We start from the raw sequence: 16,215 nt of genomic DNA, 5'->3' as shown, positions 1-16,215 counted from the left end.
CTTGAACCTGCTTAAAATGCTGCCATTGAATTTGTATTCCTGATGATTTGGAGCTGTTACATGAATGATTTAAGTTTCTTCGCCAAAAAACGTTACACCACTAAAGCCTTTGATCCAACAAAGACGATTCCAGCGGAAAAAATTGCAGACATCAAAACCCTACTGCAATTCAGCCCCTCGTCAGTAAACTCACAGCCTTGGCATTTTGTACTAGCAAGCACGGCCGAAGGTAAAGCGTTAATCGCCCAAGCAACCGAGAATTATGCGTTTAATACCCAAAAAATCCTCAATGCTTCCCATGTGGTGGTGCTCTGCACTCGCACTCAATTAGATGAAGCGTATTTGCTGCAAATCCTTGAACAAGAGGAAAAAGATGGCCGCTTAGCTAATGAGGAAGCAAAACAAGCCCAGCATAATGGCCGTTCTTTCTTCGCCAACATGCATAAGTTTGAGATGAAAGATGCCCAACATTGGATGGAGAAACAGGTCTATTTAGCGCTCGGCACCTTAATGCTCGGCGCAAGTGTATTAGATATTGATGCGTGTCCGATTGAAGGTTTTGATGCCACTAAAATGAATCAAGTCTTAGGCTTAAGAGAGCAAGGTCTATGCGCCTGCGTGGTTGTCGCCTTGGGTTATCACGCAGAAGATGATTTCAACGCTAAATTGCCTAAATCTCGCCTAGAACAAGAGGTGATTTTCACCGAAATCTAGTTCTACCTCTTAAGTGAGCAATCAGCATGCCCTTGATTTGATGTGATATAAACAAGGGCATATTTTTTAGCGCAGTAACCCGCTTCAGCAACAACATCCTAAAACCTGTCTGCTATTAACGACTTATTTGCACAAGAAACCATCTAAAGTAGGAGTAAACCACCATGGTATTGCTCTAAAATTCATCTTTGCCTACACTTTGCCTCTATGGCATGATTTGCTGCGCAGTTCAGGACGGCATAGCTTAGCAGATCGCCGTTTCGAGTCATCTTTTTTGCAGCCCAGCGGTTTTTATCGGCGCATTGGTCACACTCACAATTTAGGATGGGACAGTCAGTATGTTATTTGCCAAACCCTCGCTCACTGAAGAACCTCAATCGATTCGAGTTGCAAACACTAAGGGCGATAATCCACTGATTTGGCCATTACTCACGGTTTTACAAGCCTCAAACCAAAGTTGGAAAATCCATCACTTAGCCACAGAATTACAAACCCAAGGGCTGATCCACCAGCTTGATGAAAATCCGGGTAACGATTTATTCAAACGTAACTTCCTACTGATGAACGCCCTGTTTGAGCTGCAGGAAATATTACTGCCAAAGCAATGGCTACAAGTCAAAGCCATGGAAATCCAAATCTTCCGCTTAGTCCCATCAAACGTTAACCTTCTGATTATGCAAGATACTTCCCTGCGTGAGTATTATCTCGATTGGAACAACTACGACACCAGCGAAAACGTAGTGCGTGAATTGCTTGAAGCCTTCTGGAGCAATTATAAGAGCTATATTGGCTTAAATATCAATCTGATGAATAAGGGTAATGCACTGCGAGTTTTCGAATTAGACGAGAGTGCCACCGCCCGTGATATCCGCAAGCAATGGCGCCGTTTAGCGCTCAAGTGGCACCCAGACCGACCCGAAGGTGATGCGGCGCGTTTTCGCGAGGTATGCGAGGCGTGGCAGTCACTAAGGGACATTGCCTAAGCATTGTTCTCTTTAGCAATCAGTTCCTGTCTGTACGTACTGCTGTGCCGCTAAGGCAAGGCTAAAGCAAGTCTTAGGTAAAACTTCCATTGGGATCACAGATTTAGCCCAGTCACAACGAGCCAATTCAGTCATAATTAAGCCTTTCCATTTAACCTGAACCTATGCGTTACGCTGGCATTTTGGCTAGCTAAACTTCTAGATTGAAGCTCACTTTATGGCTTCTGTTGGCCGTTAAATATCGACGATACCCACAACTGACACAGTGAATTCAATCCCACCGAATTTGAGGAAACTATGATTAAACAATTAGCCTTGGCTGTAACCTTAGCAATTGCGCCTTTGAGCAGCTTTGCCGCCAATTTTGTTGAAGGCACACACTACACTCAAATCTCGGAAAAAGCGCCTAGCAGTGAACCTAAACTCACTGAATTCTATTCATTTTATTGCCATAACTGCTTCAATATGGAAACCAACTATTTGCCAGATATCAAGGCAAACCTCAACAAACAGATAAGTTTCGACAATAAGCATGTCGACTTTATGAATAGCGATATTGGTACCGAAGTGATGCGCTCTTTGGCCGTGATCCAAAGCCTTGATAACAAAGATGCCTTAACCCATGCTATGTTTACCGCAATCCAAGGTGCTGAGGGCGCAAACGGTCACGATCACAGTGCACCGGGCCATCAGCACGAGCCGCAAATTAACAGCCGTGATGACATCAAAAAAGTCTTCGCCCAATTTGGCGTTGATGCCGCTAAATACGACGAGTTAGCCGATAGCAAAAGCACTGATGAAAAGCTGGCCCTGTGGCGCACTCAGCAAAATGAATTCAAAATCGACAGCGTCCCCGCCTTTATCGTGAACGATAAATACGCAGTAAATTTAAACAGCATCAAAACCTTAGATGAGTTAATTGGATTAATTAACTATCTTGCCGTTGAGAAAGATGCCGCGACCGCTAAAACCTCATCGGGTGGCAGCCTAGGCTGGTTATTTTTAGTCTTTGCCGCCGCAATTGGTGTGACACGTCAGCAGCGTCTTAGCTAAATCCAGACACAAGCGTTAAAGCAAGGAACTGTCAGCATAAAAAATGGCCTCCAAATTAGGAGGCCATTTTTATTCGCATTCGAAAAAAGCTAGCGATATAAGAACTTAATTCAATCGTCTATATAAATACAGTCATTTAGTGTTATTTTCCAATCTGTTATTCGCGAATGAAATCGAGAATATGACTCGCCGCTAAGATTAAATGTACGATCAAGAAACCGATAAAAGTCTGCGCAAAAATTTGATGATAACCGCGCCACGCCAGCGCTGTTGGCGTCCCTTGAAATAACAACCAAACGACACCCGTAATCCCAGTCGCCACCAGCAACAGCATACCGATACCTTCTATTGCACTAAACAGCCCTTTACCACCTGCGACGGGGAATTTGCCTTTTGTGAGTCCAAGCATATCCTGTTTTAATTGCATCCAATCGCCTGCTAGCCAACCAAAGTATTGGTGCCATTTTCCATGTAAGGTATTGCTGAGTAAGAAAAGAATCCCAAGCACAGTGCACGCTAAACCTAAATACACATGCAAATAGTCCCAAAAACCGGCGTTATCGGGTATCCGTCGGCCCATAAAAATCCACGGGCTGGCACATACGAGTAAACTGCTCGATATCACAATCCACACATGCAGATACGCCATCATGACTCGGAACAAGGAGCTGAGTTTACTCATTATATTTTTCATCCTACTTAATGCTTCCTTTGCCCTTTGCATGATTGAAGTTTGAAGATTAAATGCATTCGCGGCGGCTTAGTGAGCGCGAATAAAGTGGGCTAGGGGCAAAACGCGGCGCCACGATTTAATGCCCAAATTAGGCACGGTGGATCTGCTCACCAAATTCAGCCACTTTCTGCCAATCCGTGTATTCCACATTGGTAACTGGATCCGTTGGTCCTTTCGTTAACCACATGATGAAACGGATGATATTTCTATCTAAGGCGTTATAACCTTGGTAATTCAGGTTACCCCCAAAAACGCGCAACAACTGTGGCCGCCAAGTGGTTTTACTTAAGAATGCCTGCATATAAGGATTGGTTTCTGGGGTATTTTTCTCAGGTTTACGCGCGACTAAACTAACGGAGAAAAAACCGCTGACCTTATCCGTCAACACAGCTTGATGTTTTTCAATAAATTCGTACAAGCTAGGATTATGTTTACCATGGCGAATACTGGCGCCTATGATGATTTTATCGAACTCAGCGAGTGCAGGAACAGCCTTAATATCGGCGGTAACCACGTCATTGTCCAAGGCCGTTAACTGCTGCGCGAGCTTAGTTGCAATCTTTTGGGTCTGGCCGTGAACACTAGAATAAATGATGAGAATTCTTTTCAATTTAGCCTCGATTAATCCCAAGTAAAATAACCATTAAGATATTTCATATTAGGTGATTTACCCTGCAATTTACATGAAATAGATCACGGGCTTAGCCCCAAACCACTCAGGTATATGCGGTAGTTTTAGCAAGCTCACAAAAAAAGGCAAACCCTGAGGTTTGCCCATACTGAAATACAGTAAACAGGATGAATCGACAAATCATCCTGTCACGCTTTACAAAGACATTAGAAATGCAATGACTTGTTCACGTTCATTTTTAGATAAATTCATGAAGGCAACTTGACTCTTTTCAGCTTCACCACCATGCCACAATATCGCTTCTTCTAGAGTTGCGGCTCGTCCATCATGTAAGAAACCGGCTTGAGGATTAACCGTCTGAGTTAAACCTATACCCCATAGTGGCCTTGTACGCCATTCGCTTCCCGAGGCTAAAAAGTCTGGTCGGCCATCGGCGAGCCCTTCGCCCATATCGTGTAATAATAAATCAGTGAAGGGATATATCTTCTGTCCTTTTAAGCTATCACTCATGGCTCGTCCACCAATGTCGCCACTCGTTTTAGTGGTATAAGAGGGCACATGACAAGCGGTACAATTAAGTTGAGTGAATAATCTCGCCCCCTCTCTTACATTCGGTTGAGCAACATTCCGCCTTGCAGGAACGGCCAAGGTTTCAGCATAAAAAACAACAGCATCACTGAACTCAGCTCCGACTTCAGGCGCACCATTTTCATCTGCCCCTGTATCAATAAAACCAGTTCGAGTGAGATAAGCATCGTGTAGCGACGTACCTTTGATACTTTCATCGGGGAATAGAGGATTAGTTATGCCAATATCGCCACGCAGTGCACCTAGGGATTGCACCCGCACACTCGGGGTATTCGCCTTCCAGCCAAAACGGCCTAAAGACACAGGTTCTGGATCGCCCGTTTGTGCCTTCACAGCATCAAACACATAGTTCGCGCGGCCAGAAATACCGTCATGATTGGCATCATTTTCATCAACATGTTGCAAAATATCCGCTGCCGCAATTGCTTCGAGTAAACCTAAGCCAAAGACTGGCATGCCATTACGCCATCCCATTAACACATCGTCTTGCAAAAGATTTGAGGTCAAATTGGGGCTTTGCTTAGTTTCGCCGGGCGCATCATAGGGGTTTTCCACTTCAAATAGCGGCTTCTTCAATAAGACTTCAGTACCGTCTGGGTAAGTCACTGATTTTGTATCATAGGATAAGTAAACATCCGCTTGCCCAATAAACTGATTCTGTTGCCAATCACCACGTGCTTGCAGTACGCCTCGATGAAACAGTTGTCCGCCGAAATCAGGTACTGGAATGGGTGCACAATAATCATTACTCACATCACCTTTAATACAGGTATCGTTGGCAGCCTTACTTATCCGCAAAAAGATGCCCGCATCCGATCCTAATTTAACTCGTGTCTGGCCCGTACTGACTTGTGGAGTCGAGTTACGTCCATCGCGTTGATGGCATGCATTGCAGTTAGCATTATTAAATACAGGACCTAAACCATCTAACTCAGGGTGTTCAGCGTTTGGCGCCGTGGTAAAAGAAGTCTCAAAAAACTTATCGCCCGCCATGTGCAGCGCAAGTTCAGTCGCGGTTAGATTTACCGATGGTGTAGAGAAACCATGTCCTGAATTACCTGCATCAAAGGTTGTCGTTGCGCCGCCGCTGGCAGTGATATCCGTATATTCAGGATAAACAATGGGTTCAGGTATGGGTGTATCAGCATCTTGTGCATCGCCACTGCCACCACAGGCGCTCAGCTGTAAACAGCCAATGAAAAATGCAGGTACTAAAACGTGTCTGTTATTCATCAAAAATCTCACACAAATAAAATGACAAAGCAGCAACTATGCAATTGCATCCTTGCTGCTTAAGACATAACTCACCAAACGGGTTCCGTCGTTTAGCGTCATTTCATGACAATGCCAAGAACCTCTATCGCCTTAGCATTGCTCTGAATATGAAATTAAGATTTCCAACGAGAAAGTAATGGTATGACATCAGACTCAAGTGTGGTTTTCAGCTTGGTCAAGGCATCCACAGCCACTTGAATTCGCGCCCTTCCCGCATCATCTTTAATCGCTTGGCGGAAAGGCTGTTGATTGCTGCCAGCAATAGCGCGGATCTTGATAATGGCATCATCGATTTCACTGCTAACACGTGTCGCTAAGTTCGCATCGGCAGCTGCTACGAAGTTAATAATGCCTTGACGATCACTGTTACCGGTGAACTCTCCTTGATATATATTTCGTACCCCAATGATGTTATTGGCAAAGTCATCTAATGAGTTCCAAGAATATTGCGACTCCACCTTTGAAGTATCAGCAGTGGCAAGGGAATCACCAAAGGGATCAGCAATCTTACCGTTTCCGACCTCATCGACAATCGCGATCATGCCATTGATCAACTCTTCAACTACAGCCAATTGCGATGAGTAAATAGTATTGCCTGCTACACCGGGATGCTTCAGCAACTCAGCGTAAGGTTTAGCTGCAGTATCTTGCGGATTGTGGTTTATCTGCCAAGCGTCGTCGAGCTGCTTAGTGTAATCACGGAACACTTCGGCCAATGCAATAAGATACTCACGTTCTTTTGCTGTTAACTGACTGATAGGTTTAGTATTACCATTCACACCATCGCCGAATAATAAGAATTCAATGGTATGAAAACCTTGTACATCATCATTCCAGCCCTTAATCGTCTCAGCATCAAAACCTGAATTAGAATTTAGCTGTGTTTGTAGATCGGTCGTATTAAGCGGCCAGCTATCAAGATGTGGATCGATACTGAGTGAATCTACTGGGCCAAAAATATGTGATTCACCTTGCTCCCATGGTAAACGTGCCGCTTTCCACGCAGCTTGAGCTGCGTCTAAATCCGCTTGGGCTGTTGAGTTAGTAAGCTTCTGAGTCGCCAGTAAAAGGGCTTCCGCTTTCGCGGCTAAGTCCGCATAACCAGCCACGATAACGTCATCGGTCAAGTTAATGATCATCTCAGTGGCGGCGTAACTAAAGCGATTATCCGGCGTTGTCGGTGTTGTAGGCGTTGAATCATCCGATCCAGAGCCACCACAGGCAGCTAAGGTACTCATAAGGGCGATGGCTATTGCCGTTTTACGTAATGTCATAGTGCTTAATGTCCTATTTGTTCCATCAAAAATGAATGTGACTAGAGCGAAAATTGATAACCCACGCCAAGGGCGAAGAAATTAGTATCCGGAATGCTCGCGACGGCTACTTGTTGTAAGCCTGCTTCCGCTTTAATCACTATCTGTGGGATAGGAAAATAGTTAATGCCGACACTGGTCCAAGTATTTTCAAAACGCTGAGTCGCAGTGCCTGTTTCGACTTCCATCAAAGGATTGGAATAATCTATGTTGGCAAAAACGGTTAACGGAAGAGAGGTGAAATGATTCAAATCGATGCCCGCTTCAACAAAGAAGGCCTGTGACTGCGATCCTAGCTGTGCGAAGTTACCTGGCCTTAAGCCTGGCGTTGTTTTATTTGCTTGAGTAATGGCATCGCTGTCGCTTAAGGTGCCGTAGAGATACTGACCGCGTAAGATCCAAGGACCTTCAACATAAGCCGCGGCGACTGACACTATGCTAACTGTGCCATCCACATTGATTTTATTACTTTTATGACGATTACCACTGGTATTGCCATAGTAGTAAGCGACACCAACGGCGGAACCTTTCTTAAAGTTGCCGTAATCTAAACGTCCTGCAAATGCTAAATCGTCGCCATTAACATGCTCGAATCGTTTTTGATGACCCGACGCTGCCCAATCATAGGTTCTAAAATATTCTGAATTGAGACCACTGATAATTTGGGCCTGATAGTGGAAATCAGCCATTTCACCATATATACCGATACCGTTTTCATTCCAAACGGCGGGGATCATGGCGGCTTCGCTTCGATGACGCATCACGGTAAGATATTGATTTGGTTTGTGCAGCATACTGGTCAAGCCAATAGGAACATGGATATTACCAAATTTAATCCCAAAGGCCTTAGACGGACGATAACGCAGCTCAGCCTTTTCGATCATCACCTCTCCGCCAGCTTCGACTTCTGTTTCAAATTCACCGAACTCATCAAAACCATCGTATTCTAAAGCGACGCCTGTGCCACCATGCTCATACTCTATCTCGACTTCCATGCTCCAAGCATCGGTAAACTGATAGCCGAACTCAGTTACAACACGTTCTAAATCGAAACGATTACGGCGCTCTGGTGTGGTGTCTTGGACGTTATCAAAGTACTCATCACTGGTATAAACGGCGGTACCGTAGGATTCAAATGAAAACTTGCTAAGTTTATCGGCGGCGGTTTCAACACGATCTACCGCGACACTGGTCTTAGTTTGATAGTCTGTCTGCTGAACTTGCTGCTGTTTCTGTTGTGCAGCTAATTCTGATAACTGCTGCTTTAATTCTTGTAATTGAGCCTCTTGCCTTTCGATAGCCTGCTCTAAAATCGCAGGGTCCGTCGCTGCCTGTGCAGTACAATTAACACTGCCTATGAACGCAGTGACCATGATGGCCAATGAACTCAACTTTAACTCTGCTCTCATTTCTTTCTCCGCGCTGTGTAACAGCTTCCCCGTAAATGCGCGAACAAAATAGATCAATTGAGAATGATTTGCATTAGAATTTACAATTAAATTTACAAACAAATTACATTAGTATCTGATTGTATAGCAGATCTGACGGCCGTATTTTTATTCAAAGAAATCGCTATATTGATTCATAAACCACACACACTTTAAGCGTTAAGTGATCTAGCCTATTAGCCAAAAAAGCATTAGCATTTGCACACTTATCGCCTGAGTCCATACCCATGAAATCCATTCAAACCAAAGATCCTAAAGCACTCTTGCTGTGGATGACCTTTGTGATGTCGCTCGTGTTTGCCGTTTGGCAGGCACTGCTCAATAACTTCGTGATTGAAAAAGCCCAGTTCACCGGTGCTGAAATCGGCATGTTACAAAGCCTGCGCGAGATCCCGGGCTTCTTGGCTTTCACCGCCATTTTTGTGCTTTTACTCATTCGAGAACAAGCCTTCGCCCTACTCTCGCTGGCCTTGTTATGCATTGGCGTGGCAGTGACAGGTTTCTTTCCTCAAGTCTTCGGCCTGTATCTGACGACGGTATTGATGTCTGTCGGGTTTCACTATTTTGAAACCATTAACCAATCACTGACGCTGCAGTGGGTCGATAAAAAAGATACTGCAGGTTTTATGGGGAAAGCGCTGGCGTGGCGCTCGGCCGCAGCCTTAGTGGGTTATGCCAGTATTTGGTTAGTGATGACCTGGTTGAAGTTAGACTATCAACACATGTATCTGATTATTGGCGCGTTAGGTCTGGTCATGGTGCTAACCATGACTTGGTATTACCCCAAATTTGAGACTACGGAAGTACAACATAAGAAAATCATTATGCGTAAGCGCTATTGGCTCTATTACCTGCTGACCTTTTTCTCGGGTGCGAGACGGCAAATTTTTATGGTGTTTGCGGGCTTTATGATGGTCGAAAAGTTTGGTTATAGCGTGAGTGAAATTACTGCGCTGTTCTTAATAAACTATGTCGTTAATCTGTTGTTTGCGCCTGCAATTGGGCGGTTCATTGGTCGGATTGGTGAGCGTAATGCGCTGACAGTGGAATACGTCGGACTCATCATAGTCTTCATCAGTTACGCCTTAGTCGAGCAAGCACACATGGCGGCAGCGTTGTATGTGATCGACCATTTACTGTTTGCGATGGCTATCGCGATGAAAACCTATTTTCAAAAAATCGCCGACAGCAAAGATATTGCCGCCACTATGTCGGTCAGTTTCACCATTAATCACATTGCCGCTGTGATTATTCCTGTGCTTTTGGGCTTATTATGGTTAACCGATCCCGCCTTGGTATTTTACATAGGCGCAGGCTTTGCCGTATGTTCGTTAATTCTGGCGCTCAATGTACCGCGCCATCCTGAACCGGGTAATGAAACCTTATGGTCTTGGACGAGCAAAAAAGCGAAATCCATCGCTAAAGCGGTAGAATAAAGCGGCATAATAACGGGCCTAGGAATAAGCTAAGCTCAATGTTGAGTTTAGAACTGAACGCTAAAGTGATCGCCATCTAAGCTAGGCAAATAAGTTCGACAGATAAAGGTGAGCGCTATGCCCTCACTTCACCCCTAATGCAGGCTCAAGGATTAACGCGATGAAGGATTCAGATATTTTAATGTTGGCAGAAGATGGCGAGTCAACATCCGAGGCATCTGCTCGCAAAAAAGCCCTGCTGCTCGGCCGTCAATTAGGTTTAGCCAGTGAGCAAGAATATCGCCCCGCGAATGCTTCCATCGCCGAACGCGCCCAACATAGATCCCGCAAGTTATCGAGCCAGTATCAAGCTAATGTGGAAACCATTTTTGCCTTAGCCCTCAGCTATACGCCGTCGGATGTGACTGGAGTCGATCTCGATCCCGATTGGAGTCATCAATTCTTTTTGATGGCGGAGCAAATCCATAACCGTAGGATGCAAGACTTGTGGGCACGAATATTATCGAGCGAGATAGTCAATCCCGGTAACTTCAGTCTGCGTACTTTAGCGCTACTTAAGCAATTGACCCACAGGGAAGCACAAATCCTTGAAAAGGCCCTTGGCATGGCGGCTAAGGTCAATAGCGAACAGCGTCTAAAACTCATCAGTGGCTACCGCTTGTCGGGTGGGATTGGCCAATATTTCCGTAAAACAACCTCAGTCAATTTAGGTTTATCCCAGTTTGGCCTACCCTACTCCAGCATTCTGACCTTAGTCGATGCCGGGATACTGCACAGCAGCGAGTTCGAAACTGGTTTACTCAACAATAAAACCCCCATTCAATTTGCCCTACAAGGCATACAGATGAAGCTTACGCCCAAGAGCGGTAATCTGCTTTTTAGTTATTATCGCTTAACACCGATTGGTGATGAACTCGCCCAACTAGTGCAACCTAAACCGGATCAAGAATACCTCAAGGCACTGCAACTCTTGTTCGCTAAGGATTTTAAAATAGAATAACACCCCCATAAAAATAAAATATAAATCAACAACATAACCAGCCAAACCCAGAAATAATAAAGGAGCCTAAAGGCTCCTTTTAAGTAAGATAAGGGCTAAATGTTAAGCTAGCGCTTTAGCCCTATCGGCATTGATAACATTGATTGCCGTCAGATAATCGATTAAGGCGCGCACTTGAGTCGCTAAATCGCCTTTGCTGGTATCTATGGTCAATTCTGCCGCTAATGGCGCTTCATAGGGTGATGAAATACCTGTGAAATTACTGATTTCACCACTGCGTGCTTTCACATATAACCCCTTAGGATCGCGCTGCTCGCACACACTTAATGGCGTCGACACGTGCACTTCAATGAACTGACTGGCAGGGAAACGGGCACGAATGCTATCGCGCTCCTCACGGGTCGGGGAAATAAAGGCCGATAACACCACCAGCCCCGCATCCACCATTAATTTGGCCACTTCGCCGACACGGCGCAGGTTCTCGTCACGGTCTTCAACCGTAAACCCTAAGTCTTTACACAGGCCATGGCGCACATTATCACCATCAAGCAAATAAGTGTGGAATCCCGCCTCAAATAACGCCCGCTCTAATGCACCCGCCAGTGTCGACTTGCCCGCGCCAGACAGTCCGGTAAACCAGAGTAATACTGGATTTTGGCCTTTCTGTTCGGCTCTGGCGGCTTGATCTACAGGATGTTGATGCCACACGATATTTGTCATAAAAACTCCTCAATTCCCATGCTGTTAAACGGCTAACACAAGGGCAATAAACTCAAGCTAATCACTAAAATGGAAAGATGATCGGCACCATAAATATCACTATCAGGGAATACAGCACAGATAACGGCAATCCTAGGCGGACGAAGTCACTGAAGCGATAATTACCCGCATTAAACACCATCAAATTGGTTTGATAGCCGTAGGGTGAAATAAAGCTCGCGCTGGCACCAAAGACCACGGCCATAATAAAGGGTCTTGCATCGACACCGTAATTAAGCGCAATCGCGTAGGCGATGGGGAAAGCCAGCGCTGCGGCAGCATTATTGGTAACTAATTCAGTCAACAACAAGGTCATAAAATATACACCAACAAACGCGCCAAACACCCCATAACCATTGATAACCGAGAGCAATCCTTGGGCTAAACTGTCCGCAAGGCCAGTGCTCATCATCAAGTTAGCGAGCCCTAACGCACTCCCCACTATCACCACTAATTCCAATGGAAAACGGCGTTTAAACTCAGCCAAAGTGACAGCGCCAATAACAAAATAACTCAGCAGCAGGAGCACTAAACCTTTAGCCAATGGCAATACACCGGTGACACTCAAAACGATCGTGACCGCAAAGCCGAGCAATACCCAACGACCACGGCGACTGTCTAAGCGCACATTCAAATCTAAGCCGCTGATCGCCGCAAATTCTGAACTTAATTTTGCGCTATTGCTGAAACCATCGCCGGGCGTCAATAACAATACATCGCCGGGTTGCAGAATAATGTCGCCAAGCCCGCCCTTCAGCGGATGATTGCCGCGGCGGATCGCCATCACGGCCGCATCGAACTGTTCACGAAAACGTGACTCTTTCAACGAACTGCCGACTAAACGGGATGATGGCGCGAGCACAGCTTCAACTAAATTTTGTCCCTTGGCTTGATGCTTACCAAACCAATCTAAACCATCGAATTGATGTAATAACTCAACCGATTCCACCGCACCACTGAAGCGCAGCACATCGTCCGCTTGCAGCACTAACTGGGGCGGCACAGGGCAAATACAAATGCCGCTGCGTTCTAGTTCAACCAGATATAACTTCTTCAGCGCCCTGAGTTTGTTATCCACCACACTGCGACCCACTAAGGATGAGCCTTTTGCCACATGGGCTTCGAGCAAGTAAGGCAGCGCCTCTTCACCCGACTCTTCCCGTCTGTCGGGCAGAATGTTCGCTAGTAAGATCAATAACAAGATGCCAGCGACGACGATCACAACAGCGACCGGCGTGAACTCGAAGAAACCTAAGGCGGGTAAGCCGGCGTTTTCCACAAAGGAGTTCACAATCAAGTTGGTCGAGGTACCAATCAGGGTCAGTGTGCCACCTAAAATTGCCGCATAATTTAACGGCAATAATAACTTAGCGGGTGCGTGTGCTTGATTGCGACGCACAACCCCGATAAGCGACGCCACGACCGCAGTGTTATTGGTAAAGGACGACAGCAAGGCGGTCGATAGCCCAAGCTTTGCCATTGTCATAGGCAAAGAACTATTGCCTATGACTTGACTCAACTTTCCCAGCAGGGACGTTTTTTCTAACGCCGTCGCGGCCAATACCAACAGAACAAGCGTGACTAAGCCAATATTTGTAAAGCTTGTTAATGCGGTATCGAGCGCAACCATGCCAAGCAAATAACAGAGCAAAAATGCAAATAAAAACAATACCGCGGGATTGATACGGCCGCTAATTAAGCCAGCCACAAGACCTAACAAAATAATCGCTAACAGCCACAAGTCACTCACAAATTAAGCTCCAAGCTTAGAGATATCTATCGCTTGCCAATGTGGGTAGTGTTTACGCACTAAGGCATTAAACTCAACTTCAAAGGCACTAAATTGTGATGCTGTTTGCTTGTTAACATGCTGACCCGACACAACCATCACTGCGGCAACCGTCGCATTGCTCAGGCGATCGATTAGGATCATTCCGCCGGTATCACGCACTAATGAATACGCATCGAACACTATGTCTTCGGTCAGCTCTAAGGTCACGCGAGCAATCGCGTTTAACCCAAGCGTGTCCGTCGCGCTGCGCGCTAAAGTATTAACATCAACCACATAATCGATGCCAGTCACAGAGGCTTGCGTCTTCTTACCGGCCACTTTGATGTCGTATAACTGACCGAGTTGTAATGGCTTTTCATCCATCCACACTATGTCAGCGCTGATTACATTAGCGACGGCTGGCGCAGAATCGGGTTTTGCCAGTAAATCGCCACGGGAAATATCAATTTCATCTTCCAGCGTGATAGTCACAGCTTGGCCAGCAACCGCTTCTTGTATGTCACCATCGAAGGTCACAATACGTTCAACCTTGCTGCGTTTGCCCGATGGCAAAGCGACTAACTCGTCACCGACATTGATAATGCCAGAGGCTAAAGTGCCTGCAAAACCGCGAAAATCCAAGTTAGGACGCGACACATATTGCACAGGGAAACGCACTGGCAATGAGCTGAGTTCACGTTGAGTATCAGTGGTTTCTAGCAGTTCCAGCAGAGTACCACCTTGATACCAGTCGCTTTGAGTACTGCGCTCAACCACGTTGTCACCATTAAGCGCCGATAACGGCACAAAGTGGATATCGAGGTTACCGAAATCTTTAACGAAATCGGTAAAGTCAGCACGAATGCGATTGAATACTTGCTCGTCAAACCCAAGCAAATCCATCTTGTTCACGGCAACAACGAAGTGACGAATCCCCAGTAATGACGCGATAAACGCATGGCGTTTAGTCTGAGTCTGCACGCCGTAGCGGGCATCGACTAAAATCACAGCCAAATCACAGGTCGATGCACCCGTTGCCATGTTACGCGTGTACTGCTCATGCCCTGGCGTATCGGCGATGATGAACTTACGCTTATCACTTGAAAAGTAACGGTAAGCCACATCGATAGTGATGCCCTGCTCGCGCTCGGCTTGCAGACCATCCACCAGCAAGGCTAAGTCGATAGCTTCACCTGTGGTGCCCATCTTAGCGCTGTCGCTCTTTAGGCTCGCCAATTGATCTTCATAGATCTGGGCACTGTCGTGTAACAGGCGGCCGATTAAGGTACTTTTGCCGTCATCCACACTGCCACAGGTTAAAAAGCGCAGTAAGCCTTTGTGCTGCTGCAGGGCTAGATATTCTTTCACACCATGGAGGGTAATTTCTGCCGCCATGAGATTGGTTTTATTGACCGCTTTGTCCATCTTATTCTCACTCTTGATCTGCTTGGCTGAAGGTCGCGCTTTGCTTGCGCCACCTTCGCGAAATAGGGTTAACCTTACCGAGATTAGAAGTAGCCTTGACGCTTCTTCTGCTCCATCGAGGCACTTTGATCTGAGTCGATCAATCGGCCCTGACGCTCGCTTGAACGGGTTAACAGCATTTCTTCAATAATCTTCTCTAGGCTGTCGGCCTCAGAATGCATGGCGGCCGTGAGTGGGTAGCAACCTAAGGTTCTAAAACGCACCAATTCTTCTTTAAACTGCTCGCCTTCGGCTAACTTCATCCGCTCGTCATCAGCCATGATTAACTGACCGCCGCGCTCAACCACTTGACGTTTAGCCGCAAAGTACAAAGGCACTAACTCAATGTTTTCTTGATAGATATATTGCCAAATATCCAGCTCAGTCCAGTTAGATAACGGGAACACGCGAATACTTTCGCCCTTGTTCACAGCGCCATTATAGGTTCGCCACAATTCTGGACGTTGGTTTTTAGGATCCCATCTGTGGTGACGGTCGCGGAACGAATACACACGCTCTTTGGCGCGAGATTTTTCTTCATCGCGGCGAGCCCCACCGAAAGCGGCATCAAAACCGTATTGGTTAAGTGCTTGCTTTAAACCTTGGGTTTTCATGATGTCAGTGTGTTTCGCACTGCCATGGTCGAAAGGGTTTATCCCCTGCGCCAACCCTTCTGGGTTGATGTGCGTCAGTAACTCGAAGCCAAATTTCTTTGCCTGCGCATCACGAAACGCGATCATCTCTTTGAATTTCCAACCCGTGTCGACATGCAGCAACGGGAATGGGATCTTGCCCGGATAAAAGGCTTTACGCGCTAAGTGCAACATAACGGAAGAATCTTTCCCGATGGAATACAACATCACAGGATTATCGAATTCGGCTGCAACTTCACGAATGATCTGGATGCTCTCGGCTTCCAGTTGTTGTAAGTGGCTTAATTCACGCCCGGCCATACTATTCTCCGTTTACCTTAAATTCGCTGCGTTACCACAGCATGGGTTAGCTTAATTTTCTTAATATATTTAACTACTTAGCACCTTTAGCTGC

General features: G+C 46.0%; 15 protein-coding genes. 5 read left to right on the top strand and 10 right to left on the bottom strand.

Translation table 11 applies throughout. The features are described 5' to 3' along the window. Positions 1 to 60 precede the first annotated feature (60 nt). Together nfsB and MO387_RS04600 are read left to right on the top strand one after the other, a co-directional pair. The gene (gene nfsB / locus MO387_RS04605; protein ID WP_107946651.1) at positions 61 to 714 is read left to right on the top strand and encodes an oxygen-insensitive NAD(P)H nitroreductase; all 654 of its coding nucleotides are present in this window, start codon (positions 61 to 63) and stop codon (positions 712 to 714) included. A 338-nt stretch (positions 715 to 1,052) separates the two neighbouring features. Then, complete coding sequence (locus MO387_RS04600; protein ID WP_071940128.1) at positions 1,053 to 1,697, top strand: DNA-J related domain-containing protein; 645 nt, start codon at positions 1,053 to 1,055, stop codon at positions 1,695 to 1,697. A gap of 12 nt (positions 1,698 to 1,709) precedes the next feature. Here MO387_RS04600 and MO387_RS21180 read toward each other — a convergent pair whose 3' ends face one another. Beyond that, the gene (locus MO387_RS21180; RefSeq protein WP_267897851.1) at positions 1,710 to 1,832 is read right to left on the bottom strand and encodes a hypothetical protein; all 123 of its coding nucleotides are present in this window, start codon (positions 1,830 to 1,832) and stop codon (positions 1,710 to 1,712) included. Positions 1,833 to 1,994: 162 nt separating this feature from the next. Between MO387_RS21180 and MO387_RS04595 the strand changes: the two genes are divergently transcribed. Next, on the top strand, positions 1,995 to 2,750 hold the full coding sequence (locus tag MO387_RS04595; protein WP_107946650.1) for a DsbA family protein: 756 nt from the start codon (positions 1,995 to 1,997) through the stop codon (positions 2,748 to 2,750). Positions 2,751 to 2,907: 157 nt separating this feature from the next. Here the strand turns inward: MO387_RS04595 and MO387_RS04590 are convergent, their stop codons facing one another. The 5 genes from MO387_RS04590 to MO387_RS04570 all read right to left on the bottom strand — a co-directional run bounded on the left by MO387_RS04590 (position 2,908) and on the right by MO387_RS04570 (position 8,699). Further along, positions 2,908 to 3,435, bottom strand: coding sequence for a cytochrome b/b6 domain-containing protein (locus MO387_RS04590; protein WP_107950129.1), 528 nt, complete (start codon positions 3,433 to 3,435; stop codon positions 2,908 to 2,910). A 136-nt stretch (positions 3,436 to 3,571) separates the two neighbouring features. Continuing rightward, a complete protein-coding gene (gene hemG / locus MO387_RS04585; RefSeq protein WP_012088398.1) occupies positions 3,572 to 4,093 on the bottom strand; it encodes a menaquinone-dependent protoporphyrinogen IX dehydrogenase in 522 nt (173 codons plus the stop codon). 216 nt (positions 4,094 to 4,309) lie between these two features. Continuing rightward, complete coding sequence (locus MO387_RS04580) at positions 4,310 to 5,935, bottom strand: di-heme oxidoredictase family protein (RefSeq protein ID WP_107946649.1); 1,626 nt, start codon at positions 5,933 to 5,935, stop codon at positions 4,310 to 4,312. A 155-nt stretch (positions 5,936 to 6,090) separates the two neighbouring features. After that, entirely contained in the window at positions 6,091 to 7,251 is a 1,161-nt protein-coding gene (locus MO387_RS04575; RefSeq protein WP_107946648.1) for an imelysin family protein, read from the bottom strand. Positions 7,252 to 7,292: 41 nt separating this feature from the next. After that, positions 7,293 to 8,699 (bottom strand): hypothetical protein, encoded by a 1,407-nt coding sequence (locus MO387_RS04570; protein ID WP_107402542.1) that lies wholly within the window; start codon positions 8,697 to 8,699, stop codon positions 7,293 to 7,295. A 266-nt stretch (positions 8,700 to 8,965) separates the two neighbouring features. On the opposite strand from MO387_RS04570, the gene MO387_RS04565 reads away from it, so the two are divergent. Then, on the top strand, positions 8,966 to 10,174 hold the full coding sequence (locus MO387_RS04565) for an MFS transporter (protein ID WP_107946647.1): 1,209 nt from the start codon (positions 8,966 to 8,968) through the stop codon (positions 10,172 to 10,174). A gap of 160 nt (positions 10,175 to 10,334) precedes the next feature. Beyond that, positions 10,335 to 11,174: a TIGR03899 family protein gene (locus tag MO387_RS04560; RefSeq protein WP_107946646.1), complete on the top strand. Its 840-nt coding sequence runs from the start codon at positions 10,335 to 10,337 to the stop codon at positions 11,172 to 11,174. A 102-nt stretch (positions 11,175 to 11,276) separates the two neighbouring features. Here MO387_RS04560 and cysC read toward each other — a convergent pair whose 3' ends face one another. From cysC to cysD, 4 genes are all read right to left on the bottom strand, one after another. Further along, positions 11,277 to 11,894: an adenylyl-sulfate kinase gene (cysC, locus tag MO387_RS04555; protein ID WP_107946645.1), complete on the bottom strand. Its 618-nt coding sequence runs from the start codon at positions 11,892 to 11,894 to the stop codon at positions 11,277 to 11,279. Between the two features lie 64 nt (positions 11,895 to 11,958). After that, on the bottom strand, positions 11,959 to 13,683 hold the full coding sequence (locus tag MO387_RS04550; RefSeq protein WP_107946644.1) for an SLC13 family permease: 1,725 nt from the start codon (positions 13,681 to 13,683) through the stop codon (positions 11,959 to 11,961). A gap of 3 nt (positions 13,684 to 13,686) precedes the next feature. Then, entirely contained in the window at positions 13,687 to 15,129 is a 1,443-nt protein-coding gene (cysN, locus tag MO387_RS04545) for a sulfate adenylyltransferase subunit CysN (RefSeq protein ID WP_107946643.1), read from the bottom strand. A gap of 83 nt (positions 15,130 to 15,212) precedes the next feature. Further along, on the bottom strand, positions 15,213 to 16,121 hold the full coding sequence (gene cysD, locus MO387_RS04540) for a sulfate adenylyltransferase subunit CysD (protein ID WP_012586925.1): 909 nt from the start codon (positions 16,119 to 16,121) through the stop codon (positions 15,213 to 15,215). Positions 16,122 to 16,215: the final 94 nt, after the last annotated feature.

It is taken from the genome of Shewanella sp. N2AIL (assembly GCF_022690845.1).
Taxonomy (GTDB): domain Bacteria; phylum Pseudomonadota; class Gammaproteobacteria; order Enterobacterales; family Shewanellaceae; genus Shewanella; species Shewanella baltica.
The sequence above is the reverse complement of the archived record's forward strand: the minus strand, read 5'-3'. Positions and strand labels throughout refer to the sequence as shown.